Origin of the sequence: Escherichia sp. WS1265 (assembly GCF_046487585.1) — a bacterium.
In the GTDB taxonomy this organism is placed as follows: domain Bacteria; phylum Pseudomonadota; class Gammaproteobacteria; order Enterobacterales; family Enterobacteriaceae; genus Escherichia; species Escherichia coli.
In genome coordinates this window covers 61898-88300 of the sequence record NZ_JBJQJE010000014.1, presented here as the reverse complement: position 1 = coordinate 88300, position 26403 = coordinate 61898, and the positions used below count along the sequence as shown (strand labels likewise).

At 50.4% G+C, this 26403-nt stretch carries 26 protein-coding genes; 18 read left to right on the top strand and 8 right to left on the bottom strand.

Features of this window, described 5'->3' with window-relative positions:
- Positions 1-23 precede the first annotated feature (23 nt).
- The 8 genes from purF to rpnB all read left to right on the top strand — a co-directional run bounded on the left by purF (position 24) and on the right by rpnB (position 7623).
- Positions 24-1541: an amidophosphoribosyltransferase gene (gene purF / locus ACJHX3_RS15130; RefSeq protein WP_000334221.1), complete on the top strand. Its 1518-nt coding sequence runs from the start codon at positions 24-26 to the stop codon at positions 1539-1541.
- A 94-nt stretch (positions 1542-1635) separates the two neighbouring features.
- Positions 1636-2205, top strand: coding sequence for a flavin prenyltransferase UbiX (gene ubiX / locus ACJHX3_RS15125; protein ID WP_094308623.1), 570 nt, complete (start codon positions 1636-1638; stop codon positions 2203-2205).
- 265 nt (positions 2206-2470) lie between these two features.
- Entirely contained in the window at positions 2471-3253 is a 783-nt protein-coding gene (argT, locus tag ACJHX3_RS15120) for a lysine/arginine/ornithine ABC transporter substrate-binding protein ArgT (RefSeq protein WP_000748261.1), read from the top strand.
- Positions 3254-3473: 220 nt separating this feature from the next.
- Entirely contained in the window at positions 3474-4256 is a 783-nt protein-coding gene (gene hisJ, locus ACJHX3_RS15115; RefSeq protein WP_000737621.1) for a histidine ABC transporter substrate-binding protein HisJ, read from the top strand.
- 89 nt (positions 4257-4345) lie between these two features.
- Entirely contained in the window at positions 4346-5032 is a 687-nt protein-coding gene (gene hisQ / locus ACJHX3_RS15110; RefSeq protein WP_000965518.1) for a histidine ABC transporter permease HisQ, read from the top strand.
- Entirely contained in the window at positions 5029-5745 is a 717-nt protein-coding gene (locus ACJHX3_RS15105) for an ABC transporter permease (RefSeq protein ID WP_000569958.1), read from the top strand. Before hisQ ends, ACJHX3_RS15105 begins: the two co-directional genes overlap by 4 nt.
- Before the next feature lie 7 nt (positions 5746-5752).
- The gene (hisP, locus tag ACJHX3_RS15100; protein WP_044804631.1) at positions 5753-6526 is read left to right on the top strand and encodes a histidine ABC transporter ATP-binding protein HisP; all 774 of its coding nucleotides are present in this window, start codon (positions 5753-5755) and stop codon (positions 6524-6526) included.
- Positions 6527-6720: 194 nt separating this feature from the next.
- On the top strand, positions 6721-7623 hold the full coding sequence (gene rpnB, locus ACJHX3_RS15095; RefSeq protein WP_000156126.1) for a recombination-promoting nuclease RpnB: 903 nt from the start codon (positions 6721-6723) through the stop codon (positions 7621-7623).
- 47 nt (positions 7624-7670) lie between these two features.
- On the opposite strand, the gene ACJHX3_RS15090 is transcribed toward rpnB, so the two are convergent.
- The 3 genes from ACJHX3_RS15090 to yfcG are packed head-to-tail and all read right to left on the bottom strand — an operon-like array spanning position 7671 to position 9651.
- Complete coding sequence (locus ACJHX3_RS15090) at positions 7671-8564, bottom strand: TIGR01777 family oxidoreductase (protein WP_087890662.1); 894 nt, start codon at positions 8562-8564, stop codon at positions 7671-7673.
- A 20-nt stretch (positions 8565-8584) separates the two neighbouring features.
- On the bottom strand, positions 8585-8947 hold the full coding sequence (folX, locus tag ACJHX3_RS15085; protein WP_000068457.1) for a dihydroneopterin triphosphate 2'-epimerase: 363 nt from the start codon (positions 8945-8947) through the stop codon (positions 8585-8587).
- Positions 8948-9003: 56 nt separating this feature from the next.
- On the bottom strand, positions 9004-9651 hold the full coding sequence (gene yfcG / locus ACJHX3_RS15080; protein WP_000566481.1) for a GSH-dependent disulfide bond oxidoreductase: 648 nt from the start codon (positions 9649-9651) through the stop codon (positions 9004-9006).
- A gap of 135 nt (positions 9652-9786) precedes the next feature.
- On the opposite strand from yfcG, the gene yfcF reads away from it, so the two are divergent.
- From yfcF to yfcD, 3 genes are read left to right on the top strand one after another with little or no spacing between them, the layout of a single operon-like run.
- Complete coding sequence (yfcF, locus tag ACJHX3_RS15075) at positions 9787-10431, top strand: glutathione transferase (RefSeq protein WP_000042440.1); 645 nt, start codon at positions 9787-9789, stop codon at positions 10429-10431.
- Positions 10432-10486: 55 nt separating this feature from the next.
- Positions 10487-11038 (top strand): phosphodiesterase, encoded by a 552-nt coding sequence (yfcE, locus tag ACJHX3_RS15070; RefSeq protein ID WP_001306452.1) that lies wholly within the window; start codon positions 10487-10489, stop codon positions 11036-11038.
- 57 nt (positions 11039-11095) lie between these two features.
- Positions 11096-11638: an NUDIX hydrolase YfcD gene (yfcD, locus tag ACJHX3_RS15065; RefSeq protein WP_000437935.1), complete on the top strand. Its 543-nt coding sequence runs from the start codon at positions 11096-11098 to the stop codon at positions 11636-11638.
- Between the two features lie 32 nt (positions 11639-11670).
- Here yfcD and yfcC read toward each other — a convergent pair whose 3' ends face one another.
- The 3 genes from yfcC to ackA all read right to left on the bottom strand — a co-directional run bounded on the left by yfcC (position 11671) and on the right by ackA (position 16802).
- Positions 11671-13191: a putative basic amino acid antiporter YfcC gene (gene yfcC / locus ACJHX3_RS15060; RefSeq protein ID WP_001274493.1), complete on the bottom strand. Its 1521-nt coding sequence runs from the start codon at positions 13189-13191 to the stop codon at positions 11671-11673.
- 189 nt (positions 13192-13380) lie between these two features.
- A complete protein-coding gene (gene pta, locus ACJHX3_RS15055; RefSeq protein ID WP_000086716.1) occupies positions 13381-15525 on the bottom strand; it encodes a phosphate acetyltransferase in 2145 nt (714 codons plus the stop codon).
- Between the two features lie 74 nt (positions 15526-15599).
- On the bottom strand, positions 15600-16802 hold the full coding sequence (gene ackA / locus ACJHX3_RS15050) for an acetate kinase (RefSeq protein WP_000095707.1): 1203 nt from the start codon (positions 16800-16802) through the stop codon (positions 15600-15602).
- Positions 16803-17139: 337 nt separating this feature from the next.
- Between ackA and yfbV the strand changes: the two genes are divergently transcribed.
- The 4 genes from yfbV (at position 17140) to ACJHX3_RS15030 (ending at position 20752) form a co-directional block, all read left to right on the top strand.
- Entirely contained in the window at positions 17140-17595 is a 456-nt protein-coding gene (gene yfbV, locus ACJHX3_RS15045) for a terminus macrodomain insulation protein YfbV (RefSeq protein ID WP_000106627.1), read from the top strand.
- An 82-nt stretch (positions 17596-17677) separates the two neighbouring features.
- Entirely contained in the window at positions 17678-18172 is a 495-nt protein-coding gene (locus tag ACJHX3_RS15040; RefSeq protein WP_000426124.1) for a YfbU family protein, read from the top strand.
- A 10-nt stretch (positions 18173-18182) separates the two neighbouring features.
- Positions 18183-18833, top strand: a complete 651-nt coding sequence (hxpA, locus tag ACJHX3_RS15035; protein WP_001203399.1) for a hexitol phosphatase HxpA — start codon at positions 18183-18185, stop codon at positions 18831-18833.
- A gap of 86 nt (positions 18834-18919) precedes the next feature.
- On the top strand, positions 18920-20752 hold the full coding sequence (locus ACJHX3_RS15030; protein ID WP_001012889.1) for an SLC13 family permease: 1833 nt from the start codon (positions 18920-18922) through the stop codon (positions 20750-20752).
- Positions 20753-20810: 58 nt separating this feature from the next.
- On the opposite strand, the gene yfbR is transcribed toward ACJHX3_RS15030, so the two are convergent.
- The gene (gene yfbR, locus ACJHX3_RS15025; RefSeq protein WP_000813860.1) at positions 20811-21410 is read right to left on the bottom strand and encodes a 5'-deoxynucleotidase; all 600 of its coding nucleotides are present in this window, start codon (positions 21408-21410) and stop codon (positions 20811-20813) included.
- Positions 21411-21493: 83 nt separating this feature from the next.
- The gene (gene alaA / locus ACJHX3_RS15020) at positions 21494-22711 is read right to left on the bottom strand and encodes an alanine transaminase AlaA (RefSeq protein ID WP_000074527.1); all 1218 of its coding nucleotides are present in this window, start codon (positions 22709-22711) and stop codon (positions 21494-21496) included.
- 919 nt (positions 22712-23630) lie between these two features.
- Between alaA and lrhA the strand changes: the two genes are divergently transcribed.
- The 3 genes from lrhA to nuoB all read left to right on the top strand — a co-directional run bounded on the left by lrhA (position 23631) and on the right by nuoB (position 26320).
- On the top strand, positions 23631-24569 hold the full coding sequence (gene lrhA / locus ACJHX3_RS15015) for a transcriptional regulator LrhA (protein WP_094321888.1): 939 nt from the start codon (positions 23631-23633) through the stop codon (positions 24567-24569).
- 629 nt (positions 24570-25198) lie between these two features.
- Complete coding sequence (gene nuoA, locus ACJHX3_RS15010; RefSeq protein ID WP_000062997.1) at positions 25199-25642, top strand: NADH-quinone oxidoreductase subunit NuoA; 444 nt, start codon at positions 25199-25201, stop codon at positions 25640-25642.
- 15 nt (positions 25643-25657) lie between these two features.
- Positions 25658-26320 (top strand): NADH-quinone oxidoreductase subunit NuoB, encoded by a 663-nt coding sequence (nuoB, locus tag ACJHX3_RS15005; RefSeq protein ID WP_000386733.1) that lies wholly within the window; start codon positions 25658-25660, stop codon positions 26318-26320.
- Positions 26321-26403: the final 83 nt, after the last annotated feature.

Genomic DNA, 26403 nt, shown 5'->3' with positions numbered 1-26403 from the left:
TGGCTTAACGAGGAAAAAGACGTATGTGCGGTATTGTCGGTATCGCCGGTGTTATGCCGGTTAACCAGTCGATTTATGATGCCTTAACGGTGCTTCAGCATCGCGGTCAGGATGCCGCCGGCATCATCACCATAGATGCCAATAACTGCTTCCGTTTGCGTAAAGCGAACGGGCTGGTGAGCGATGTATTTGAAGCTCGCCATATGCAGCGTTTGCAGGGCAATATGGGCATTGGTCATGTGCGTTACCCTACGGCTGGCAGCTCCAGCGCCTCTGAAGCGCAGCCGTTTTACGTTAACTCTCCGTATGGCATTACGCTTGCCCACAACGGCAATCTGACCAACGCGCATGAGTTACGTAAAAAACTGTTTGAAGAAAAACGCCGCCACATCAACACCACTTCCGACTCGGAAATTCTGCTTAATATCTTCGCCAGCGAGTTGGACAACTTCCGCCACTACCCGCTGGAAGCCGACAATATTTTCGCTGCCATTGCTGCCACAAACCGCTTAATCCGCGGCGCGTATGCCTGCGTGGCGATGATTATCGGCCATGGTATGGTTGCTTTCCGCGATCCAAACGGGATTCGTCCGCTGGTACTGGGAAAACGTGATATTGACGAGAACCGTACAGAATATATGGTCGCTTCCGAAAGCGTAGCGCTCGATACGCTGGGCTTTGATTTCCTGCGTGACGTCGCGCCGGGCGAAGCGATTTACATCACTGAAGAAGGGCAGTTGTTTACCCGTCAATGTGCTGACAATCCGGTCAGCAATCCGTGCCTGTTTGAGTATGTATACTTTGCTCGCCCGGACTCGTTCATCGACAAAATTTCCGTTTACAGCGCGCGTGTGAATATGGGTACGAAACTGGGCGAGAAAATTGCCCGCGAATGGGAAGATCTGGATATCGACGTGGTGATCCCGATCCCGGAAACCTCGTGTGATATCGCGCTGGAAATTGCTCGTATTCTGGGCAAGCCGTACCGCCAGGGCTTCGTTAAAAACCGCTATGTTGGCCGCACCTTTATCATGCCGGGCCAGCAGCTGCGTCGTAAGTCCGTGCGCCGTAAACTGAACGCCAACCGCGCCGAGTTCCGCGATAAAAACGTCCTGCTGGTCGACGACTCCATCGTCCGTGGCACCACTTCTGAGCAGATTATCGAGATGGCACGCGAAGCCGGAGCGAAGAAAGTGTATCTCGCTTCTGCGGCACCGGAAATTCGCTTCCCGAACGTTTATGGTATTGATATGCCGAGCGCCACGGAACTGATCGCTCACGGTCGCGAAGTAGATGAAATTCGCCAGATCATCGGTGCTGACGGGTTGATTTTCCAGGATCTGAACGATCTGATCGAAGCCGTTCGCGCTGAAAACCCGGATATTCAGCAGTTTGAGTGTTCGGTGTTCAACGGCGTTTACGTCACCAAAGATGTTGATCAGGGCTACCTCGATTTCCTCGATACTTTACGTAATGACGACGCCAAAGCAGTGCAACGTCAGAACGAAGTGGAAAATCTCGAAATGCATAACGAAGGATGATGCCTTCGCTCAGGGTGCCGGTCTGGCACCCTGACTTGCAACTCCCGCCGAAATCCTGCAAAGTCTGCCTGCAAGTCTGACAGGGCAACTATTTATGAAACGACTCATTGTAGGCATCAGCGGTGCCAGCGGCGCGATTTTTGGCGTGCGCTTATTACAGGTTCTGCGCGATGTCGCAGATGTTGAAACGCATCTGGTGATGAGCCAGGCCGCGCGCCAGACCTTATCCCTCGAAACGGATTTTTCCCTGCGCGAAGTGCAGGCATTAGCCGATGTGACGCACGATGCGCGCGATATTGCTGCCAGCATTTCTTCCGGTTCTTTCCAGACACTGGGGATGGTGATTTTACCCTGTTCAATCAAAACCCTGTCCGGCATTGTCCATAGCTATACTGATGGCTTACTGACCCGTGCGGCAGATGTTGTGCTGAAAGAGCGTCGCCCGCTGGTGCTCTGCGTGCGTGAAACACCATTGCACTTAGGCCATCTGCGTTTAATGACCCAGGCGGCAGAAATCGGTGCGGTGATTATGCCTCCCGTTCCGGCGTTTTATCATCGCCCGCAATCCCTTGATGATGTGATAAATCAGACGGTTAACCGTGTACTCGATCAATTCGCCATAACGCTTCCTGAAGATCTCTTTGCCCGCTGGCAGGGCGCATAACCTCATTGTTGCCCTGTTTCAGGGCAATTTTGCAACCGCGATCAAATCCTCGACATTTTGTTCCTTTCGATGAATCGAAACGCTGCGATTCAACCGCCATACCTGCTATCTTCAACTTTAGGACAATAATGCAACGTCTTATTAACATATTTAACGTTGAATGTTACTGTTGTCGTAAAGATGGCATAAGACCTGCATGAAAGAGCCTGCAAACACACAACACAATACACAACATAAAAAAGCCATTTTCACTTGAGGGTTATGTATGAAGAAGTCGATTCTCGCTCTGTCTTTGTTAGTCGGTCTCTCTGCAGCGGCTTCCAGCTATGCGGCGCTACCGGAGACGGTACGTATCGGAACCGATACCACCTATGCGCCGTTCTCATCGAAAGATGCCAAAGGTGACTTTGTTGGCTTTGATATCGATCTCGGTAACGAGATGTGCAAACGGATGCAGGTGAAATGTACCTGGGTTGCCAGTGACTTTGACGCGCTGATCCCCTCACTGAAAGCGAAAAAAATCGACGCCATTATTTCGTCGCTCTCCATTACCGATAAACGTCAGCAGGAGATTGCTTTCTCCGACAAGTTGTACGCCGCAGATTCTCGTTTGATTGCCGCCAAAGGTTCGCCGATTCAGCCAACGCTGGATTCACTGAAAGGTAAACATGTGGGTGTGCTGCAGGGATCAACCCAGGAAGCTTACGCTAACGAGACCTGGCGTAGCAAAGGCGTGGATGTGGTGGCCTATGCCAACCAGGATTTGGTCTATTCCGATCTGGCTGCAGGACGTCTGGATGCTGCGTTACAAGATGAAGTTGCTGCCAGCGAAGGATTCCTCAAGCAACCTGCTGGTAAAGATTTCGCCTTTGCTGGCTCATCAGTGAAAGACAAAAAATACTTCGGTGACGGCACCGGTGTAGGGCTACGTAAAGATGATGCGGAACTGACGGCTGCCTTCAATAAGGCGCTTGGCGAGCTGCGTCAGGACGGCACCTACGACAAGATGGCGAAAAAGTATTTTGACTTTAATGTCTACGGTGACTGATACGTCGCAGGGAAGCTGTACCTGATGGAATGATCATCATGGTGCACGCCAGGTTTGTTGCACTATCGTGGTGCATTGAAATGCATACTTAAGCATTTTTAATGAAAAATAATACGTCTAACGGGGCGGGATATTTTGCCTTGATGGTCAATTTTATGGCACGATAAGTGTAACAAACCTGTAAATATTCCCTATAAAAAGACTGTCAGTTGAGGACATTATGAAAAAACTGGTGCTATCGCTCTCTCTGGTTCTGGCCTTCTCCAGCGCAACTGCGGCGTTTGCTGCGATTCCGCAAAACATCCGCATCGGTACCGATCCGACCTATGCGCCATTTGAATCAAAAAATTCACAAGGTGAACTGGTTGGCTTCGATATCGATCTGGCAAAGGAGTTGTGCAAACGCATCAATACGCAATGTACGTTTGTCGAAAACCCACTGGATGCGTTAATCCCGTCCTTAAAAGCGAAGAAGATTGACGCCATCATGTCATCGCTTTCCATTACGGAAAAACGTCAGCAAGAAATAGCCTTCACCGACAAACTGTACGCTGCCGATTCTCGTCTGGTGGTGGCGAAAAATTCCGACATTCAGCCGACAGTCGAGTCGCTGAAAGGCAAGCGGGTAGGCGTATTGCAGGGCACCACCCAGGAGACGTTCGGTAATGAACACTGGGCACCAAAAGGCATTGAAATCGTCTCGTATCAGGGGCAGGACAACATTTATTCTGACCTGACTGCCGGACGTATTGATGCCGCGTTCCAGGATGAGGTCGCTGCCAGCGAAGGTTTCCTCAAGCAGCCAGTCGGTAAAGATTACAAATTCGGTGGCCCGTCTGTTAAAGATGAAAAACTGTTTGGCGTAGGGACCGGCATGGGCCTGCGTAAAGAAGATAACGAACTGCGCGAGGCACTGAACAAAGCCTTTGCCGAAATGCGCGCTGACGGTACTTACGAGAAATTAGCGAAAAAGTACTTCGATTTTGATGTTTATGGTGGTTAATCGCCATCGGTGAAAGAAAGCCCGCTCCCTTCGGGTAACCGGAGGGAGACAAGAGGCGGTAATTCACCACACACGACAGGACAGGCTGCATGTTGTATGGGTTTTCAGGTGTTATTTTACAGGGTGCGCTCGTCACGCTGGAGCTGGCTATCAGCTCTGTAGTGCTCGCCGTAATCATCGGTTTAATTGGCGCTGGCGGTAAGCTCTCGCAAAATCGGCTTTCGGGCCTTATTTTCGAAGGCTACACCACGCTGATTCGTGGCGTGCCGGACTTGGTGTTGATGCTGCTGATTTTCTACGGTTTGCAGATTGCACTAAACACGGTGACGGAGGCGATGGGCGTCGGGCAGATTGATATTGATCCGATGGTCGCAGGTATTATCACTCTCGGTTTTATCTACGGTGCTTACTTTACCGAAACGTTCCGTGGCGCGTTTATGGCTGTGCCGAAAGGACATATAGAAGCGGCGACGGCGTTCGGTTTTACTCGTGGGCAAGTGTTTCGGCGGATCATGTTTCCGGCGATGATGCGTTACGCCCTGCCAGGCATTGGCAACAACTGGCAGGTGATCCTTAAATCTACCGCACTGGTTTCGTTACTTGGCCTGGAAGATGTGGTCAAAGCCACGCAGCTGGCAGGCAAAAGTACCTGGGAACCGTTCTATTTCGCCATCGTTTGTGGCGTGATTTACCTGGTTTTCACCACCGTTTCCAATGGTGTGCTGCTGTTCCTTGAGCGCCGCTACTCCGTGGGTGTGAAGAGGGCTGACCTGTGATCGAAATCTTACATGAATACTGGAAACCGCTGCTGTGGACTGACGGTTATCGCTTTACTGGCGTGGCGATCACCCTGTGGCTGCTGATTTTGTCGGTAGTGATAGGCGGAGTCCTGGCGCTGTTTCTGGCGATTGGTCGCGTCTCAAGTAATAAATACATCCAGTTTCCAATCTGGTTATTTACCTATATTTTTCGCGGTACGCCGCTGTATGTTCAGTTGCTGGTGTTCTATTCCGGCATGTACACGCTGGAAATTGTTAAGGGAACCGAGTTCCTTAACGCCTTTTTTCGCAGTGGCCTGAACTGTACCGTGCTGGCGCTGACGCTCAACACCTGCGCTTACACTACCGAGATTTTTGCCGGGGCAATCCGTTCAGTGCCGCATGGGGAAATTGAAGCCGCCAGAGCCTATGGCTTCTCGACCTTTAAAATGTATCGCTGCATTATTTTGCCATCGGCGCTGCGTATTGCGTTACCGGCCTACAGCAACGAAGTGATCCTGATGCTGCACTCTACTGCGCTGGCTTTCACCGCTACAGTGCCGGATCTGCTGAAAATAGCCCGCGATATTAACGCCGCCACGTATCAACCTTTTACCGCCTTCGGCATTGCCGCGGTGCTCTATTTAATCATCTCTTATGTCCTGATCAGCCTCTTTCGCAGAGCGGAAAAACGCTGGTTGCAGCATGTGAAACCTTCTTCAACGCACTGAGAATACGATGTCCGAGAATAAATTAAACGTTATCGATTTGCACAAACGCTATGGCGAACACGAAGTGCTGAAAGGGGTCTCACTGCAAGCGAATGCCGGAGATGTCATAAGCATCATCGGATCGTCGGGATCGGGGAAAAGTACCTTTCTGCGCTGCATTAACTTCCTCGAAAAACCGAGCGAAGGATCGATCGTGGTCAATGGCCAGACGATCAATCTGGTGCGCGACAAAGATGGTCAACTCAAAGTCGCCGATAAAAATCAGCTGCGCTTACTGCGCACACGCCTGACGATGGTATTCCAGCACTTCAATCTCTGGAGCCATATGACGGTGCTGGAAAATGTCATGGAAGCGCCGATTCAGGTGTTGGGCCTGAGCAAGCAGGAAGCGCGCGAGCGGGCGGTGAAGTATCTGGCGAAAGTCGGGATAGACGAACGTGCGCAGGGGAAATATCCGGTGCATCTTTCCGGCGGTCAGCAACAGCGTGTTTCCATCGCAAGGGCGCTGGCAATGGAACCGGAAGTTTTACTATTTGATGAACCTACCTCGGCGCTCGATCCTGAACTGGTAGGCGAAGTGTTACGTATTATGCAGCAATTGGCAGAAGAGGGGAAAACCATGGTGGTAGTGACTCACGAAATGGGCTTTGCTCGCCATGTTTCTACTCACGTCATTTTCCTCCATCAGGGGAAAATAGAAGAAGAGGGCGCGCCAGAACAGTTATTTGGTAACCCGCAAAGCCCTCGTCTGCAACAGTTCCTTAAGGGAGCGCTGAAATAATTTCCTCTCCGGTGGCTAACGCTGCCGGAGTATTTCATGGGGAATTTGCGAGTCCGCTTCCGCTGAAATGTAAAAGTTGCAGTCCGCTAAAAATAGTTCTGAATTCGCTGTCAAAGATAGAAACTGCCTGCTGCATTGGGTGTTAATCGTGGTTATTGTCGCGTCATCTTAAATTTGAGGGGTGACGGAACGCCATGACAATATCGACAACTTCCACGCCGCATGATGCGGTATTTAAATCTTTTTTACGCCATCCAGACACCGCGCGGGATTTTATTGATATTCATCTTCCCGCGCCGCTGCGCAAACTGTGTGATTTAACAACGCTTAAACTGGAACCAAACAGTTTTATTGATGAAGACCTGCGGCAATATTATTCCGACCTCTTGTGGTCTGTGAAAACGCAGGAGGGAGCGGGTTATATTTATGTGGTGATAGAGCACCAAAGTAAGCCAGAGGAATTAATGGCTTTTCGCATGATGCGCTATTCCATTGCGGCGATGCAAAACCATCTTGATGCGGGTTATAAAGAGCTTCCATTAGTGATCCCGATGCTGTTTTATCATGGTTGCAGAAGCCCTTATCCATATTCACTCTGCTGGCTTGATGAATTTGCCGAGCCTGCGATTGCCCGCAAAATTTATTCATCGGCTTTTCCGCTGGTGGATATTACCGTGGTGCCGGATGACGAGATTATGCAACATCGCAAAATGGCGCTGTTGGAGTTAATTCAGAAACATATTCGTCAGCGCGATCTGTTGGGATTAGTCGACCAAATTGTTTCGCTGCTAGTTACAGGGAACACTAATGACAGACAGCTAAAAGCCCTGTTTAATTACGTATTACAAACGGGGGATGCCCAGCGTTTCCGTGCATTTATTGGTGAGATAGCGGAACGCGCACCACAAGAAAAGGAGAAACTGATGACTATTGCTGACAGATTACGTGAAGAAGGCCGGAATGATGGATTAATTCTGGGCAAACGCGAAGAAGCCCTGCGTATTGCTCAGGAGATGCTGGAGAGAGGTTTAGACAGAGAGTTAGTTATGATGGTGACCCGACTTTCACCAGACGATCTTATCGCGCAAAGCCACTAATTCTGTAACACCAGGAGTTAACTGGCGGATGTTTGCAGTAAACCACATCAGCGAACAACATCCGCCAGCGCCTCTTCTAAATCGTACCAGCGAAACGCAAAACCCGCTTCTTCCAGCCGTTTAGGCAATGCTCGTTGTCCACCTAATACTAGTACTGAAGATTCGCCCATTAACAGTCGAATGGCGGTCACAGGGACGCGCAAAATGGCCGGGCGATGCAGCGCATGACCGAGCGCATGGGCAAATTGTTCATTGCGTACCGGGTAGGGCGAAACCATATTAAATGGCCCGCGCAGCTCGTTATCCAGCAGCCAGAGAATGCCGTTGACCATATCATCAATATGAATCCAGGCCAGATACTGCCGACCGGAACCAATCGGCCCGCCCAAGCCAAGACGAAACGGCGGCAGCATTTTACCGAGAATACCGCCATCCGGTGCCAGCACTACGCCGGTACGCAGCAGGCACACTCGCGTTTTGTCACTTTGTGCCCGACAGGCAATTTCTTCCCAGCGGGCGCAGAGTTTATGGGTAAATTCGTTATGCGGCGGTTCCTCTTCGGTAACCACCACTTCACCTAAGTCGCCATAAAAGCCCGTTGCCGAGCCGGAAATGAGTACCGACGGTGGCGTGTCGCTGGCATTAATCAAATCGACCAGTTTTTGCGTGATATTCCAGCGGCTTTGGCAGAGACGCTCTTTTTGCTCGTGAGTCCAGCGTTTATCAGCAATCGGTTCTCCGGCCAGGTTGATTACCGCATCAACGCCGTTGAGGTTGCTTTGATCGGCAAGCCCTTGCCATAGTGTCACCCGAGGGCCGAGAACAGAACTGGCTTTCTGCGGGTTACGCGTCATTACCGTGATTTGATGGTCCAGCTCCAGCAAACGTGGAATCAAATGGCGACCAATTAATCCCGTCCCTCCGGTGATCACTATGTTCATGCAGCCTCCCGATATGGCGGTTAACGCTGCCAGCTCAAGGTCATGGATACCGAATCGGCGTAGCGCAGCGCGTGCAGTTTATCGATCTCCACTTCAGCATACGTCACCCAGTGATGTTCACGTGCGATATCGAGCACATCCTGAGTTAATTTTTCCAGCAAAGAGAAACGGTTATTCTCTACATGCTGAATAATGTTTTTCGTTACGGTGCGATAATTCAGCGCATCGTTGATATCTTCGCTGGTGCGCGCTTTATCGGCGGGATAGTGGATAGTCACATTGATAACAATATCCTGACGGTTGTTAATTTCTTCTTCCTTAATTCCGATAAACGTACGTAAACGAAGGTTCTTTATACGAATAATAGCGGCAGGTTGTGCCATTGCAGGTTCTCCGTTGTTTTACTTAGGATGAAATAATACACGAGAACCTGTTTCTGTTAACTATCCGAACGCTCATCACCGAGTTGTGCTTTTAGCAGTGCCTGACCGGTGGCAGGGCGCGAACGGATCCGCTCATGCCAGTTCTTGACTGCCGGATACATTGCGAGGTCAATTCGCTGGCGAGTCCAGGCATTAACCCACGGCCAGCAGGCAATATCCGCAATGCTGTAGTTCTCACCTCCCAGCCAGGGCGAGTTTTCCAGTCGCTTGTTCAGTACATGGTACAGACGCTGAGTTTCAACCTGATAACGTTCAATAGCGTAAGGAATGGTTTGGGGGGCTGCGTGATTAAAATGATGATTCTGCCCAAGCATCGGCCCCAGTCCGCCTACCTGCCAGAATAACCACTGTAATGTGGCGGCGCGTTCACGCATTTCATGACTCAAAAAGAGTCCCGTTTTCTCAGCCAGATACAACAAAATGGCACCAGACTCAAAGAGGCTTAGCGGTTCGCCGCCATCGGCTGGAGAATGATCAACAATTGCCGGAATTTTGTTGTTAGGCGAAATGTGCAAAAATTCCGGGCGAAACTGACCGCCTTTCCCCAGGTCTACCTTTATCAAGCGATAATCCAGCCCTGCTTCTTCGAGAAACAGCGTAATTTTGTGACCATTTGGTGTCGGGGCGAAATAGAGATCGATCATTGCAGCTCCGGTTGTCTAATCATCTGAACACCACAAGTATAGAAAGCGCGGCGACTTGCGTGAGTATTCGTCACGTGACAGTGACAAAAAGGCTCTATAGTTTGATAGCTAGCCCCCTTTATTGCCGAGGACATAATGAGTAAACCCGCTATCACGCTTTGGTCAGATGCCCATTTTTTCTCCCCTTATGTGTTATCCGCCTGGGTGGCGTTGCAGGAAAAAGGCCTGTCGTTTCATATCAAGACCATCGACCTCGACAGCGGTGAACATTTGCAACCGACGTGGCAAGGTTACGGTCAGACACGCCGTGTGCCGTTATTACAAATCGATGATTTTGAGTTGAGTGAATCTTCTGCCATTGCGGAGTATCTGGAAGATCGATTTGCGCCACCGACCTGGGAACGTATTTATCCGCTTGATTTAGAAAATCGTGCGCGTGCACGACAGATTCAGGCCTGGCTGCGTAGCGATCTGATGCCCATCCGCGAAGAACGTCCGACGGATGTTGTCTTTGCGGGTGCGAAAAAAGCGCCATTAACGGCGGAGGGAAAAGCCAGTGCAGAGAAACTGTTCGCGATGGCAGAACATTTGTTAGCACTGGGTCAGCCGAATTTATTTGGTGAATGGTGCATTGCTGATACTGATCTGGCGCTAATGATTAACCGCCTGGTACTACATGGCGATGAGGTGCCGGAACGCCTGGTGGATTATGCGACATTCCAGTGGCAGCGAGCGTCTGTCCAGCGTTTTATTGCTCTTTCGGCGAAGCAATCTGGCTGATAGCAACGACAGAATCCAGTATCATAGCTTACGTTTTTTCGACGAGGAGTGAGTGATGAAACTGATGTTTGCATCGGACATTCATGGGTCGTTACCGGCGACGGAACGTGTTCTGGAGTTGTTTGCCCAAAGCGGTGCCCAGTGGCTGGTGATCCTTGGCGACGTGTTGAATCACGGCCCGCGTAATGCTTTACCGGAGGGTTACGCGCCAGCCAAAGTCGCTGAACGGCTTAATGAAGTGGCACATAAGGTTATCGCTGTGCGCGGCAACTGCGACAGCGAAGTGGATCAAATGCTTTTGCATTTCCCGATAACCGCGCCGTGGCAACAGGTATTACTGGAAAAACAACGTCTGTTTTTGACGCATGGTCATCTTTTTGGCCCGGAAAATCTGCCTGCTTTAAACCAGAACGATGTGCTGGTGTACGGTCATACCCATCTGCCAGTGGCAGAACAGCGGGGGGAGATTTTCCACTTTAACCCCGGCTCGGTGAGTATTCCGAAAGGCGGTCATCCGGCGAGTTATGGCATGCTGGATAATGACGTACTTAGTGTAATCGCACTCAATGATCAAAGTATCATTGCGCAGGTCGCGATTAATCCGTAATTTACCCACAACTCAAAATGCGCCGTAAGAGCGCCAGAAAAAGAAGGTTTCCTGATAATGGAACAGCGTCGTTTGGCAAGTACTGAATGGGTGGATATTGTCAATGAAGAGAACGAAGTCATTGCACAAGCCAGCCGGGAACAAATGCGGGCACAGTGTCTGCGTCATCGTGCAACTTATATCGTCGTGCATGATGGCATGGGCAAAATTCTGGTCCAGCGTCGTACCGAGACAAAAGACTTTTTACCCGGCATGTTAGATGCGACCGCAGGCGGTGTGGTCCAGGCCGATGAGCAACTGCTGGAATCCGCGCGTCGCGAAGCGGAAGAAGAGTTGGGCATTGCCGGTGTCCCCTTTGCCGAGCACGGGCAGTTCTATTTCGAAGATAAAAATTGCCGTGTCTGGGGCGCGTTGTTCAGTTGCGTCTCTCACGGTCCCTTCGCCCTACAGGAAGATGAAGTCAGTGAAGTTTGCTGGCTGACGCCGGAAGAAATCACCGCACGCTGCGATGAGTTCACTCCAGACTCGCTGAAAGCGCTGGCGTTGTGGATGAAGCGCAATGCTAAAAATGAAGCCGTAGAGACTGAAACGGCAGAATGAAAAAAGAGCCGCAATTGCGGCTCTTAACATTTTTAGTGGTAGCCCATCAACTGAGCGCCGATCACTACGACGCTGGACATAATAAACAGCAGTCCAAGCAGGGTCGCGCCCACCTTCAGCCAGTTACGGAAGTCCACCCGGCACACACCGAGCGTCGCCATTAACGAAGCTGAGGTTGGGTAAATGATGTGGCTGAAGCCATCACCAAACTGGAACGCCAGCACGGTAACCTGACGGTTAACACCGACCAGATCGCCAAGCGGTGCCAGTAACGGCATGGTTAACGCCGCCTGACCAGAACCGGACGTCACGAAGAAATTAAATACTGCCTGGAAGAGCAACATAAACCAGGCCGCGACCGCATTGTCCAGACCGCTAATGGCATTGGCAATGCTGTTGAGGATGGTATTTAACACGCTGGCATCACCCGCTTCACCATTACCGACCAGCAGCAAAATCCCTTTGGCGAAACCCACCAGCAGGGCAGGGGCGATCATCATTCGCGCCCCTTCGGTAAAGGATGAAGCCATGGTATTAACCGTCATGCCGTTAAGGCGGAAAACAACGCCGATGATGCCAATCACCAGACCCATGGTGAAGAACTGGCTGGCAATTTCAGGAATAAACCAGGCATTAACGATCACGCCCCAAATCACCCAGACCATTACGGCGGTCAGGACAATTAATACCAGCCAGTCACCAAAGGTAAACGGACGTTGTTCAACATCCGCCTGCTTTTCACGAAAGAAGCGGTCGGACTCATGCACGCGTGACAGAAGAGGATTCTTTTTCACTCGTGAGGCGTACACCATGGTAAAGATCAGGCCAATCAGAGTGGCGATAACCCACACCACGATGCGCAATCCGGAGCCAGAAAGCACCGGAACGCCGGCAATCCCCTGAGCAACGACCACACAAAACGGGTTCATCCACGAACTGGCAAAACCGATTTGCGTGGCGATATAGGTCACCAGGACGGTGGTAATACTGTCATAGCCCAGCCGGACCATTAGCGGTGCGATGATAATGGCAAAGGCGACGGCCTCTTCTCCCATACCAAATACCGCGCCGCCAAGTGAAAACAGAATAAAGAGCGCAGGAATAAAGAGAATTTCATTCCCGCGGGTATGGCGAATAAGCGCCAGGATACCGTTATCAATGGTTCCTGTACGCATCACAATGCCAAACGCGCCGCCAATCACCAGCATAAACATGATGATGCCAACGGCTGTCCCGTATTTCGATCCTGAGGTTAACCCTTCAAACGGGAAGTTCATCAGGCCCGGGCGTTCATCGCCCGTCGTAAACAGCTGTACGCGGTGATACTCAGGTTCGCCTGCTTCGTTAGTCAGAATGCGAAATGAGTGTGGATCTACGACTTTTCGTGTTTTTGTTTGACCATCAACCTGATACTGCACTTCCTGACTGTCAAACATGCCCACCGGAACTACCCAGGTGGCAAGACTGGTTAAAATGGCAACAAAAAAGATAATCACCAACGTATCGGGCATTGCCCATCTTCTGGTTGGTTTGGATTCAGTGATTGCGGACATAGCGCAAATATTCCCTTGCACAAAACAAAGTGGTAAGTATGCAAAGTGAGATGGCGCAATTCATTGATGCAGCGCAGTTAAGCAAGATAATCAGAAAGGATTAATGCAAATTAAGAGAATAAAAAACCGGAAATAGTCACTATATCCGGTTCCGATATCCGCAGCGCAAAGCTGCGGATGATGACGAGATTACTGCTGCTGTGCAGACTGAATCGCAGTCAGCGCGATGGTGTAGACGATATCGTCAACCAGTGCGCCACGGGACAGGTCGTTAACCGGCTTGCGCATACCCTGCAGCATCGGCCCGATGGAGATCAGGTCGGCAGAACGCTGTACCGCTTTGTAGGTGGTGTTACCGGTGTTCAGATCCGGGAAGATGAACACGGTAGCGCGACCTGCAACCGGAGAGTTCGGCGCTTTGGATTTCGCAACGTCAGCCATTACCGCAGCGTCGTACTGCAGCGGACCGTCGATCATCAGGTCAGGACGTTTTTCCTGCGCCAGACGAGTTGCTTCGCGAACTTTTTCTACGTCGCTACCAGCACCAGAAGTCCCGGTGGAGTAGGAGAGCATAGCAACGCGCGGTTCGATACCGAAGGCCGCAGCGGAATCAGCGGATTGAATCGCGATTTCTGCCAGCTGTTCTGCGGTCGGATCCGGGTTGATCGCACAGTCACCGTAAACGTAAACCTGTTCCGGCAGCAGCATGAAGAACACGGAAGATACCAGGGAGCTGCCCGGAGCCGTTTTGATCAGCTGCAGCGGCGGACGGATGGTGTTTGCGGTGGTGTGAACAGCACCGGAAACCAGACCATCAACTTCATCCTGTTCCAGCATCAGCGTACCGAGAACCACGTTGTCTTCCAGCTGTTCGCGGGCAACGGTTTCGGTCATGCCTTTGTTCTTACGCAGCTCGACCAGACGACCAACATAGCTTTCGCGAACCACTTCTGGATCAACGATTTCAATGCCTGCACCCAGTTCTACACCCTGAGACGCTGCAACACGGTTGATCTCTGCCGGATTACCCAGCAGTACGCAAGTTGCGATACCACGTTCAGCACAGATAGCGGCTGCCTTAACGGTACGCGGTTCGTCACCTTCCGGCAGAACGATACGTTTGCCCGCTTTGCGCGCAAGTTCAGTCAGCTGATAACGGAACGCTGGCGGAGACAGACGACGGCTGCGCTCAGAAGTGGCAGTCAGAGAATCGATCCAGTCTGCGTTGATGTAGTTAGCAACGTATTCCTGAACTTTCTCGATACGCTCGTGATCGTCAACCGGAACTTCCAGGTTGAAGCTCTGCAGGCTCAGAGAAGTCTGCCAGGTGTTGGTGTTCACCATAAATACCGGCAGGCCGGTAGCGAAAGCACGTTCGCACAGTTTAGAAATGCGCGCGTCCATTTCGTAGCCGCCAGTCAGCAGCAGGGCACCGATTTCTACGCCGTTCATGGCAGCCAGGCACGCGGCAACCAGCACGTCAGGGCGGTCTGCGGAAGTCACCAGCAGAGAACCGGCACGGAAGTGCTCCAGCATGTGCGGAATGCTGCGTGCGCAGAAAGTGACGGATTTAACGCGGCGAGTATTGATGTCGCCTTCGTTGATGATGGTCGCATTCAGGTGGCGAGCCATATCGATCGCACGAGTCGCGATCAGGTCAAAGCTCCACGGCACAGCGCCGAGAACCGGCAGCGGGCTGGATTCTTGCAGCTTCGCCGGATCAACATTGTTTACTTTAGCTTTGGAAGAGTCGTCGAAAATCTCAGACAGATCCGGGCGAGTACGACCCTGTTCATCAACCGGTGCGTTCAGTTTGTTAACGATAACGCCGGTGATGTTGGTGTTTTTGGCACCGCCGAAGCTGTTGCGGGTCAGTTCGATACGCTCTTTCAGCTGTTCCGGGGTGTCAGTGCCCTGAGACATAACGAAGACGATTTCCGCATTCAGCGTTTTAGCGATTTCGTAGTTCAGAGACTGGGCAAACTGGTGCTTACGTGTCGGGACCAGACCTTCAACCAGAACGACTTCAGCGTCTTTGGTGTTAGCGTGGTAGTTTGCGACGATCTCTTCCATCAGCACATCTTTCTGATTGCTGGAAAGCAGACCTTCAACGTAGCTCATTTTCAGCGGTTCAGCGGCCGTCGTGGTGGAAGAGTTCGCACGCACGATAGTGGTAGTCTGATCGGGCGCATCGCCACCGGTACGCGGCTGAGCGATAGGTTTGAAAACGCTCAGACGAACGCCTTTGCGTTCCATTGCACGGATCACGCCAAGGCTGACGCTGGTCAGACCGACGCTGGTTCCGGTAGGGATCAGCATAATAATACGGGACACGGTTTATCCTCTTTCGTTACCGCCGATTTGGCGGGTTACAAAACAGCACCGCCAGCTGAGCTGGCGGTGTGAAATCAGGCAGTCAGGCGGCTCGCGTCTTGCGCGATAACCAGTTCTTCGTTGGTTGGGATAACCACCGCAGGACGGGTACCTTCTTTGTTGATGAAACCAGATTTGCCGAAACGTGCAGCCAGGTTGCGTTCATGATCAACTTCAAAGCCCAGCACGCCCAGTTTGCCCAGAGACAGCTCACGAACCATCGCGGCATTTTCACCGATACCACCGGTGAATACAACAGCGTCCAGACGACCATCCATCAGCGCAGTGTAGGCACCGATGTATTTCGCCAGGCGGTGGCAGTAAACGTCCATTGCGCGCTTCGCGTCTTCTTTCGTCGCGTAGTTGTCTTCAACATAGCGGCAGTCGCTGGTCACTTCGGTCAGACCCAGCAGGCCAGACTCTTTGGTCAGCAGTTTGTTGATTGCGTCAACGCTCATGCCCAGGGTGTCGTGCAGGTGGAAGATGATCGCCGGATCGATATCACCAGAACGGGTACCCATGACCAGACCTTCCAGCGGGGTCAGGCCCATAGAGGTGTCAACGCATTTACCGTTGCGGATAGCAGAAACGGAACCACCGTTGCCCAGGTGGCAGGTGATGATGTTCAGTTCTTCTACCGGTTTGTTCAGCATTTTTGCCGCTTCCTGGGTTACATAGAAGTGGCTGGTGCCGTGCGCGCCGTAACGACGGATGCCGTGCTCTTTGTACAGGTTGTACGGCAGGGCGTAGAGGTAAGACTCTTCCGGCATAGTCTGATGGAACGCGGTGTCAAATACAGCAACGTTTTTGTCTTTCAGCTGTGGGAAAGATTTCAGAGCTTCTTCGATACCGATCAGGTGAGCCGGGTTGTGCAGCGGTGCAAAAGAAGCTGCATCTTTGATACCCTGAATAACAGACTCATCGATCACTACGGAGCTGGTATACTTTTCGCCGCCGTGTACGATACGGTGACCGATAGCAGTCAGCTGCGCAGACAGTTCTGGTTTTTGTGCCAGAATAGTATTAACGATAAAGTTGAGCGCTTCGCTGTGAGCGGCGCCTGCACCTAAAGCTGCTTCCTGTTTATTGCCGTCCATTTTCCATTTGATACGTGCTTCGGGCAGGTGGAAACATTCGGCTAAACCAGAAAGGTACTCTTCACCATTTACTGCATCGATGATGGCAAATTTCAGTGAAGAACTACCGCAGTTCAGAACCAGTACTAACTTACTCGACATGGAAGTACCTATAATTGATACGTGGCTAAAAAAACGTCAGGGAGCCATAGAGCGTAGCGCATGATGACACCGACATTTATGATTAACATCATGCACTGCAAATTTTTTTTGCATGATGGAAGAAATATCTTGAGTCTATGCCATTTTGCGTAATTTTCAGCCAATGGCATAATGTATATGAATTTGACGACTCAATGAATATGTACTACTTAGGCCTTCAGGCTGCTAAAGGATACCTGATAGTGGGTATGGAAGACAAAATGTTTTGAACGTTGTCCCGCTGAGTTGTGAATTTGCACAAATTTTTGAATCTTTATATGTGAAGTTGAGGTGAAGCATGTCAACGCCGGATAATCGTTCTGTTAATTTTTTTAGCTTGTTTCGCCGGGGACAGCATTACTCAAAGACGTGGCCGCTGGAAAAACGCCTTGCCCCGGTCTTTGTCGAAAATCGCGTTATCAAGATGACGCGTTATGCGATCCGTTTTATGCCGCCGATCGCCGTATTTACTCTCTGCTGGCAGATTGCCCTGGGCGGTCAGCTTGGGCCGGCAGTTGCCACTGCGCTGTTCGCTTTAAGTTTACCCATGCAGGGATTGTGGTGGCTGGGCAAACGTTCTGTAACGCCATTACCCCCTGCAATCCTTAACTGGTTTTATGAAGTTCGCGGTAAATTGCAGGAGTCTGGACAGGTGTTGGCACCCGTTGAAGGCAAGCCTGATTACCAGGCATTAGCTGACACGCTTAAGCGCGCCTTCAAACAACTGGATAAAACTTTCCTTGATGATTTGTAATTGACCCCTGATTACGCATATAAAAGAAGGCATACTCAGCCTTCTTTTTTTTCACCGTAGTAGAGTGATACAGGAGTCAATAATGGAAATGACCAACGCGCAACGTCTTATTTTGTCTAACCAGTACAAAATGATGACTATGCTCGATCCGGCAAATGCTGAACGTTACCGTCGCCTGCAAACAATCATTGAGCGTGGTTATGGATTACAGATGCGTGAGCTGGATCGCGAGTTTGGCGAGCTGAAAGAAGAAACCTGCCGCACTATCATCGACATTATGGAGATGTATCATGCGTTGCATGTTTCCTGGTCTAATTTGCAGGACCAGCAATCCATCGATGAACGTCGTGTCACCTTCCTCGGCTTTGACGCCGCCACTGAAGCACGTTACCTCGGTTATGTCCGCTTTATGGTTAATGTGGAAGGGCGCTATACCCATTTTGACGCTGGAACTCACGGTTTTAACGCCCAGACGCCAATGTGGGAAAAATATCAGCGCATGCTTAATGTGTGGCATGCCTGCCCGCGTCAGTACCATTTGAGCGCCAACGAAATTAATCAAATTATCAACGCCTGAGGAGGCCCGCGTGCGGTGCAAAGGTTTTCTGTTTGATCTTGATGGAACGCTGGTGGATTCCCTGCCTGCGGTAGAACGGGCGTGGAGCAACTGGGCCAGACGTCATGGGTTAGCGCCGGAAGAGGTGCTGGCTTTCATTCACGGTAAACAGGCGATCACCTCTCTGCGCCATTTTATGGCGGGCAAATCCGAGGCAGACATTGCCGCCGAGTTTACGCGTCTGGAGCAAATCGAGGCCACGGAAACCGAAGGTATTACCGCGCTTCCGGGGGCAATCGCCTTACTCAATCATTTGAATAAAGCAGGTATTCCGTGGGCCATTGTGACTTCTGGCTCCATGCCGGTAGCGCGAGCGCGTCATAAAATAGCTGGGCTTCCCGCGCCAGAGGTGTTTGTAACCGCTGAGCGAGTGAAGCGCGGAAAACCAGAACCTGATGCGTATCTGTTAGGCGCGCAGCTGCTGGGGCTTGCGCCGCAGGAATGTGTGGTGGTGGAAGATGCTCCCGCTGGTGTGCTTTCAGGCCTGGCGGCGGGTTGTCATGTCATTGCGGTTAACGCTCCGGCAGATACCCCGCGCCTGAATGAGGTCGATTTAGTCCTCCACAGTCTGGAGCAAATTACTGTGACCAAACAGCCAAATGGCGATGTTATTATTCAGTGAAACACCTGATCATGATTTAGCCCCGTCTCGTCGGGGCTTTTTTATGGCAGAATCAAGTCATCCCCCTCAATTAACAAGGATAAGTTGTGAACGGTGAATTGATTTGGGTTCTTTCATTACTGGCCGTTGCCATCGTCTTGTTTGCGACGGGCAGAGTGCGTATGGATGCGGTCGCTTTGTTTGTTATTGTCGCGTTTGCATTAAGCGGAACGCTGACGGTCCCCGAAGTATTTTCCGGCTTTTCCGATCCTAACGTTGTCCTGATTGCCGCCTTGTTTATTATTGGCGATGGTTTGGTCCGTACCGGTGTTGCCACTGTAATGGGGACATGGCTGGTCAAAGTGGCGGGCAACAGTGAAATCAAAATGTTGGTTTTGTTGATGCTGACCGTCGCGGGGCTTGGCGCGTTTATGAGTTCAACCGGCGTTGTCGCTATCTTTATTCCCGTGGTATTAAGCGTTGCCATGCGTATGCAAACGTCGCCGTCGCGTCTGATGATGCCGTTAAGTTTTGCCGGGCTGATAAGCGGCATGATGACGCTGGTGGCGACGCCGCCGAACCTGGTAGTCAACAGTGAATTGCTGCGTGAAGGCTATCACGGCTTCAGTTTCTTTAGCGTAACACCTATTGGCCTGGTCGTGCTGGTGCTGGGTATTTTGTATATGTTAGTGATGCGTTTCATGCTGAAAGGGGATACCCAGACCCCGCAGCGCGAAGGCTGGACGCGTCGAACCTTTCGCGATCTTATCCGTGAATATCGACTGACCGGGCGTGCGCGACGTCTGGCTATTCGCCCCGGATCGCCAATGATTGGTCAACGGCTGGACGATCTCAAATTACGTGAGCGTTATGGCGCTAACGTCATCGGTGTTGAACGCTGGCGGCGTTTTCGTCGCGTTATCGTGAACGTTAATGGGGTTTCTGAATTTCGCGCGCGTGACGTTTTGCTTATTGATATGTCTGCGGCTGATGTCGATCTCCGGCAATTTTGTAGTGAGCAGTTGCTGGAGCCGATGGTACTACGCGGCGAGTATTTTTCTGACCAGGCACTTGATGTGGGCATGGCAGAGATTTCATTAATTCCTGAGTCTGAACTTATTGGTAAATCGGTGCGCGAAATTGGTTTTCGTACCCGCTACGGACTGAATGTGGTGGGGCTAAAGCGCAATGGCGAGGCGATGGAAGGTTCGCTGGCGGATGAGCCTCTGCTGCTGGGCGATATCATCCTGGTTGTGGGTAACTGGAAACTGATCGGTATGCTGGCAAAACAGGGGCGTGACTTTGTGGCGCTGAACTTACCAGAAGAAGTGAGTGAAGCATCGCCAGCACACAGTCAGGCACCTCATGCCATTTTTTGCCTGGTGTTGATGGTGGCGTTAATGCTGACCGATGAAATTCCTAATCCTGTTGCCGCTATCATCGCCTGCCTGCTGATGGGGAAATTCCGTTGTATCGATGCTGAAAGCGCCTATAAATCCATTCACTGGCCGAGCATTATTTTGATCGTTGGGATGATGCCGTTTGCTGTGGCATTACAGAAAACGGGAGGTGTCGCGCTGGCGGTGAAAGGGCTGATGGACATTGGCGGCGGTTACGGGCCACATATGATGCTGGGTTGTTTGTTTGTCTTGTCGGCGGTTATTGGGCTATTTATCTCTAATACCGCAACGGCGGTGTTGATGGCTCCGATTGCGCTGGCTGCTGCCAAAACGATGGGTGTGTCGCCTTATCCATTTGCGATGGTCGTGGCGATGGCAGCATCCGCCGCCTTTATGACGCCGGTTTCTTCACCTGTTAACACACTGGTTTTAGGTCCGGGAAATTACAGCTTCAGTGACTTTGTGAAGTTGGGGGTACCGTTCACCATTATCGTGATGGCGGTTTGTGTGGTGATGATCCCGATGCTGTTTCCGTTTTGACAAGAGCCTGATGTCGCATCCGGCGCTTATTGCCTGATGCGACGCAGACTCCGGCTGCTTACAGCGGTGAATCCTGGCTAATCTCATCGAGCGAAAGATGGAAGCTGGGAACAAAGACTTCCATGAAGTAGTCCATCTCCTGGCTGCGGCGCGCTTCAAGCGTCGCTTCCAGTCGCGTTTTTGCCAGCAAGAATTCATTATTTCCCGCCGCGAGTTCTTCCAGACATTTCAGATATGCACACAGTGCATCTGCCTGTTTCACCAGCGATTTTTCTTCATCGCTATATGCATGCTCGTCAATTAACGGCGCAAAGATATCCCGCAGCTCTTCCGGAACCATATCGACCAGTTTTTGCTGAGCGATTTTTTCAATCGCCTTGTACTCCTGAGCGATTTGCGAATTGAAGTATTTCACCGGAGTAGGGAGATCGCCGGTGAGCACTTCTGAGGCATCGTGGTACATCGCCAGTAAAGCGATACGTTCGGCGTTGACATTACCGCCAAATTTCCGATTTTTGATAGCTGCCAGCGCATGGGCGACCATCGCTACCTGCAAACTGTGTTCGGACACATTTTCCGTCCGCACGTTGCGCATCAGCGGCCAGCGGTTAATGAGTTTCAGGCGGGAGAGATGGGCAAAAAAATGGCTCTGTTTCATAGTGACCTTACGTATGATGACATCATCAGGTCATTGTGGCGGGATAACACTGCCGGATGCAATCTCCGGCAGTGAAATTAAGATTACAGCTGATGATAACCAGAAAGGAAACGCGCGAACTTGCTCAAAGACAGCTCGATATCATCGACACGCGGTAGCGTGACAATGCGGAAGTGATCCGGCCACGGCCAGTTGAATGCCGTCCCTTGCACCAACAGAACTTTTTCCTGCAACAGGAAATCCAGCACCATTTTCTGATCGTCGTGAATATTAAAGCGTTTGGCGTCGATTTTCGGGAACATGTACAGCGCACCGCGCGGTTTCACGCAGGAAACGCCCGGAATATCATTGATCAATTCCCATGCGCGGTTACGCTGCTCATAAAGACGACCGCCAGGGGTAATAAATTCACTGATGCTCTGATAACCGCCCAGCGCGGTCTGAATGGCGTGTTGCGCAGGAACGTTAGCACACAGGCGCATTGAAGCCAGCATTTCCAGACCTTCGATGTAGCCTTTGGCGTGTTTTTTCGGCCCGTTCAACACCATCCACCCCTGACGGAAGCCTGCAACGCGGTATGTTTTCGACAGGCCGTTAAAGGTAATGGTCAGCAGATCAGGTGCCAGCGGCGCAATTGAGTGATGCTCAGCGTCGTCGTAGAGAATTTTGTCATAAATTTCATCGGCGAAGATAATGAGATTATGCTGACGTGCAATCTCCACTATCTCCATTAAAAGCTCTTTGGAATATACCGCGCCGGTTGGGTTATTTGGGTTGATAATAACGATCCCACGCGTACGAGGCGTAATTTTAGCGCGAATATCATCAAGGTCCGGGAACCAGTCAGAGGATTCATCGCAAAGATAATGCACCGCTTTACCGCTGGAGAGCGAAACCGCCGCGGTCCATAGTGGGTAATCAGGTGCAGGAACCAACATTTCGTCCCCGCTGTTCAGCAATGCCTGCATTGCCTGAACGATAAGCTCCGATACACCATTGCCGATGTAAATATCTTCCACGGTAACATCACGCATGCCACGAGCCTGGTAGTGCTGCATGATGGCTTTACGCGCGGAGTAAAGCCCTTTGGAATCGCAATACCCTTGAGCGGTAGGCAGGTTGCGAATCACGTCAACGAGGATTTCATCTGGCGCGTCAAAACCGAACGGGGCAGGGTTGCCGATGTTCAGTTTCAGTACCTTGTTACCTTCTTCTTCCAGGCGTTTTGCTTCTTTCAGCACCGGACCACGGATGTCGTAACAGACATTCTCTAATTTGCTGGATTTTTCAATGGGGGACATGAATCTTGACCTTTTTTGCTGTTATCGCCACTCCCTGCCGTGGAAGTCAGCTTAGAACAATGTACTCCCCCAGGACGGCGTTTTGAAGGTCTGCAGAATAAGATTTTGCCAGAGGGGAAGGCTTGATTGTGCTGTTAATAACTTAATAATGGCAAAATAATGAGGTGTATATGCTTAATAATTAATGTTATGTAGTGAATTGTTCTGATTCTTAATTGTGAGTGTGGTTTTTTTATCTGTAAGATAATTGTTTGAAAATGCCTCGTTTAAGAATTCACTAATGAATCGTGATGATGATATTTTCGCATTACGGAGAGTTTAACAGCGTGATGATTTCCTAGGTGTCGTAATGGGTGCAAGGTGTGAAACTATTGTTAAGCGGGATTAATGAATGAGGATGATGCTAATTAATTATTATTTAATATTCAAAAAGGTTTTGTTGTGCTTATTAATAATAGAAGATTACTTTGCCTAACATAACATAACTTTGCATCAGATAATTCGCAATGACCCTTATAAATAAAAGGTTTTTGGGGTAAAATGCTCGCATAAATGACGGATCCCTGCTCTTGATGCCGCCTCACCATTGCTGTTTGTACGTGTTCGCGTATGACCAGCGATGCTGCACGAGAGTGGAACAAGGACTCACATTTACATTTATACAAACACGCGCATGTCATAAATACAAAAGAGTGAGTAACTTAATAGATATGCGATTCCTGAAGATATATTCTGTGATCTACTTCAGGCATTATAACGGAACAATGTGAGTCGCTTTTTTAGTGCAACTCATATGCATTTTTACTTTCGTCCGGGTTCCGGATGAAACTGCCAGGGAGGCACATTACAAATGGAATTGCTTGTTTGTGTGTGCACAGCATTAACCAGCTCAGTATGAGCCGCCAGTAAGTGATAATATATGATAAGTGCAAATCGTCCGATAATTAACCTCGACCTCGATCTGCTGAGAACATTTGTTGCTGTTGCCGATCTGAACACTTTTGCTGCCGCAGCTGCCGCTGTGTGTCGTACTCAGTCCGCCGTAAGTCAGCAAATGCAGCGTCTGGAACAACTCGTTGGGAAAGAACTGTTCGCTCGTCACGGTCGCAACAAACTGTTAACTGAACATGGCATTCAACTTCTTGGTTACGCCAGAAAAATTCTGCGTTTTAATGATGAGGCCTGCTCATCATTAATGTTCAGTAATCTTCAGGGCGTGTTAACTATCGGTGCTTCAGATGAATCTGCCGATACGATCTTACCTTTCCTGTTAAATCGCGTGAGTTCGGTTTATCCGAAACTAGCGCTGGATGTCCGCGTTAAACGTAATGCCTATATGGCAGAAATGCTGGAATCCCAGGAAGTGGATTTGATGGTAACCACCCATCGTCCTTCAACGTTTAAGGCATTGAACCTGCGTACCTCGCCAACACACTGGTACTGCGCAGCGGAATACGTATTGCAAAAAGGCGAGCCGATCCCTCTTGTATTGCTGGATGATCCTAGCCCGTTTCGCGATATGGTGCTGGCGACGCTTAATAAAGCAGATATTCCATGGCGACAGGCTTATGTCGCCTCGACGCTTCCGGCAGTTCGTGCGGCAGTAAAAGCCGGTCTTGGCGTGACGGCAAGGCCGGTCGAGATGATGAGTCCAGACCTGCGTGTGCTGAGTGGAGTAGATGGCTTACCGCCGCTACCCGATACCGAATATTTGCTGTGCTATGACCCGTCCAGTAATAATGAGCTGGCCCAGGTGATCTATCAGGCGATGGAGAGCTACCATAATCCGTGGCAATACAGCCCAATGTCTGCTCCGGAAGGCGATGACTCATTGTTGATTGAAAGGGATATCGAGTAATCGACGGACGATAGATAATTTCTGAGACAATAGTGTAAAAACGAGCCGCTGGGGGTGTTTTAAACCCCAGCGGCTTTTTTTTAGTAAAAAGCCTTCCTCGTATCGTGCAGAACGTACAAAACTGTTCATTTTTCAATCACCAGAGATTCACGTCCCGAACGCACAAATAATCGCCTGAAAAAAATCACCTGCTACAATGATGTTAAAAAATACGTAAATTTGTTGCTGCGTTTTTGTTATGGAATGACAAAAGCGTGTCACAGATCAAGAAAATACTCTCTTTTGGGGGGAGGAATCGACACAAATTCCTGTCAAAATAGACCCGTATTTTTTCTATTGCTTCACAACGGACACGATTCAACAACATCTAATTATCCTGGAGTCGTCAAGGATCTGGGGTGAAAGGGCATTAAATGCTAATGGTGTTGATATTATGTAAACTAATGTGAAGAAACTTTTGTTAAAGTTGACAAAAGGTTATAGAAAGGAGTAAAAGACCACATCAATTAGCTGTATAAAAGAATTTCTACAGTGATTGTAAGGTTTTTTTTATTCCTCCCCATGAATCGATGTGGCGTCCATCTGCCGTGAAGAGCAGTGAATCTGGCGCTACTTTTGATGAGTAAGCAATGAGTATGTCAACATCCACTGAAGTCATCGCTCATCACTGGGCATTCGCTATCTTTCTTATCGTTGCCATTGGCCTGTGTTGCCTGATGCTGGTAGGCGGTTGGTTTTTAGGCGGTCGCGCACGCGCAAGGTCGAAAAACGTTCCGTTTGAATCCGGTATCGACTCGGTCGGCTCCGCCCGCTTACGCCTGTCCGCCAAGTTTTATCTGGTGGCCATGTTCTTCGTTATCTTCGACGTTGAAGCGCTGTATCTGTTCGCATGGTCAACCTCTATCCGCGAAAGCGGCTGGGTAGGCTTTGTGGAAGCTGCAATTTTTATTTTTGTGTTACTGGCAGGTCTGGTTTATCTGGTGCGTATTGGCGCGCTGGACTGGACGCCCGCGCGTTCACGCCGCGAGCGTATGAACCCGGAAACGAACAGTATCGCTAATCGTCAACGCTAACCGCGAGGCATTAAGATGGATTATACGCTCACCCGCATAGATCCCAACGGTGAGAACGACCGTTACCCCCTGCAAAAGCAGGAGATCGTAACCGACCCCCTGGAGCAAGAAGTTAACAAAAACGTGTTTATGGGCAAGCTCAATGACATGGTTAACTGGGGTCGTAAAAACTCAATTTGGCCGTATAACTTCGGTCTTTCCTGCTGTTACGTTGAGATGGTGACTTCGTTTACCGCGGTGCATGACGTGGCGCGTTTTGGCGCAGAAGTATTGCGTGCTTCGCCGCGTCAGGCTGACCTGATGGTGGTGGCAGGAACCTGCTTTACCAAAATGGCACCGGTTATTCAGCGTCTGTATGACCAGATGCTGGAGCCAAAATGGGTTATCTCAATGGGTGCCTGTGCCAACTCTGGCGGTATGTACGATATTTATTCCGTTGTCCAGGGCGTTGATAAATTCATCCCGGTTGATGTGTATATCCCGGGCTGCCCGCCGCGTCCTGAAGCGTACATGCAGGCACTGATGCTGTTGCAGGAATCTATCGGCAAAGAACGTCGTCCGCTCTCCTGGGTGGTTGGCGATCAGGGCGTTTATCGCGCCAATATGCAATCAGAGCGCGAACGCAAGCGCGGTGAACGCATTGCCGTAACCAACCTGCGTACACCTGACGAGATTTAATTTGCGCCTGTCGGCAAAGGGATTTTTCTTCGCTTATTCCTAAATCTATTTCGCGAAGCTTACTGCGCCGACAGTCACCACGG

Bases quoted from the DNA above. Each gene is read 5' to 3' on its own strand.
- purF (WP_000334221.1), top strand. From the start codon at position 24: ATGTGCGGTATTGTCGGTATCGCCGGTGTTATGCCGGTTAACCAGTCG.
- ubiX (WP_094308623.1), top strand. From the start codon at position 1,636: ATGAAACGACTCATTGTAGGCATCAGCGGTGCCAGCGGCGCGATTTTT.
- argT (WP_000748261.1), top strand. From the start codon at position 2,471: ATGAAGAAGTCGATTCTCGCTCTGTCTTTGTTAGTCGGTCTCTCTGCA.
- hisJ (WP_000737621.1), top strand. From the start codon at position 3,474: ATGAAAAAACTGGTGCTATCGCTCTCTCTGGTTCTGGCCTTCTCCAGC.
- hisQ (WP_000965518.1), top strand. From the start codon at position 4,346: ATGTTGTATGGGTTTTCAGGTGTTATTTTACAGGGTGCGCTCGTCACG.
- hisP (WP_044804631.1), top strand. From the start codon at position 5,753: ATGTCCGAGAATAAATTAAACGTTATCGATTTGCACAAACGCTATGGC.
- rpnB (WP_000156126.1), top strand. From the start codon at position 6,721: ATGACAATATCGACAACTTCCACGCCGCATGATGCGGTATTTAAATCT.
- ACJHX3_RS15090 (WP_087890662.1), bottom strand. From the start codon at position 8,564: ATGAACATAGTGATCACCGGAGGGACGGGATTAATTGGTCGCCATTTG.
- folX (WP_000068457.1), bottom strand. From the start codon at position 8,947: ATGGCACAACCTGCCGCTATTATTCGTATAAAGAACCTTCGTTTACGT.
- yfcG (WP_000566481.1), bottom strand. From the start codon at position 9,651: ATGATCGATCTCTATTTCGCCCCGACACCAAATGGTCACAAAATTACG.
- yfcF (WP_000042440.1), top strand. From the start codon at position 9,787: ATGAGTAAACCCGCTATCACGCTTTGGTCAGATGCCCATTTTTTCTCC.
- yfcE (WP_001306452.1), top strand. From the start codon at position 10,487: ATGAAACTGATGTTTGCATCGGACATTCATGGGTCGTTACCGGCGACG.
- yfcD (WP_000437935.1), top strand. From the start codon at position 11,096: ATGGAACAGCGTCGTTTGGCAAGTACTGAATGGGTGGATATTGTCAAT.
- yfcC (WP_001274493.1), bottom strand. From the start codon at position 13,191: ATGTCCGCAATCACTGAATCCAAACCAACCAGAAGATGGGCAATGCCC.
- ackA (WP_000095707.1), bottom strand. From the start codon at position 16,802: ATGTCGAGTAAGTTAGTACTGGTTCTGAACTGCGGTAGTTCTTCACTG.
- yfbV (WP_000106627.1), top strand. From the start codon at position 17,140: ATGTCAACGCCGGATAATCGTTCTGTTAATTTTTTTAGCTTGTTTCGC.
- ACJHX3_RS15040 (WP_000426124.1), top strand. From the start codon at position 17,678: ATGGAAATGACCAACGCGCAACGTCTTATTTTGTCTAACCAGTACAAA.
- yfbR (WP_000813860.1), bottom strand. From the start codon at position 21,410: ATGAAACAGAGCCATTTTTTTGCCCATCTCTCCCGCCTGAAACTCATT.
- alaA (WP_000074527.1), bottom strand. From the start codon at position 22,711: ATGTCCCCCATTGAAAAATCCAGCAAATTAGAGAATGTCTGTTACGAC.
- lrhA (WP_094321888.1), top strand. From the start codon at position 23,631: ATGATAAGTGCAAATCGTCCGATAATTAACCTCGACCTCGATCTGCTG.
- nuoA (WP_000062997.1), top strand. From the start codon at position 25,199: ATGAGTATGTCAACATCCACTGAAGTCATCGCTCATCACTGGGCATTC.
- nuoB (WP_000386733.1), top strand. From the start codon at position 25,658: ATGGATTATACGCTCACCCGCATAGATCCCAACGGTGAGAACGACCGT.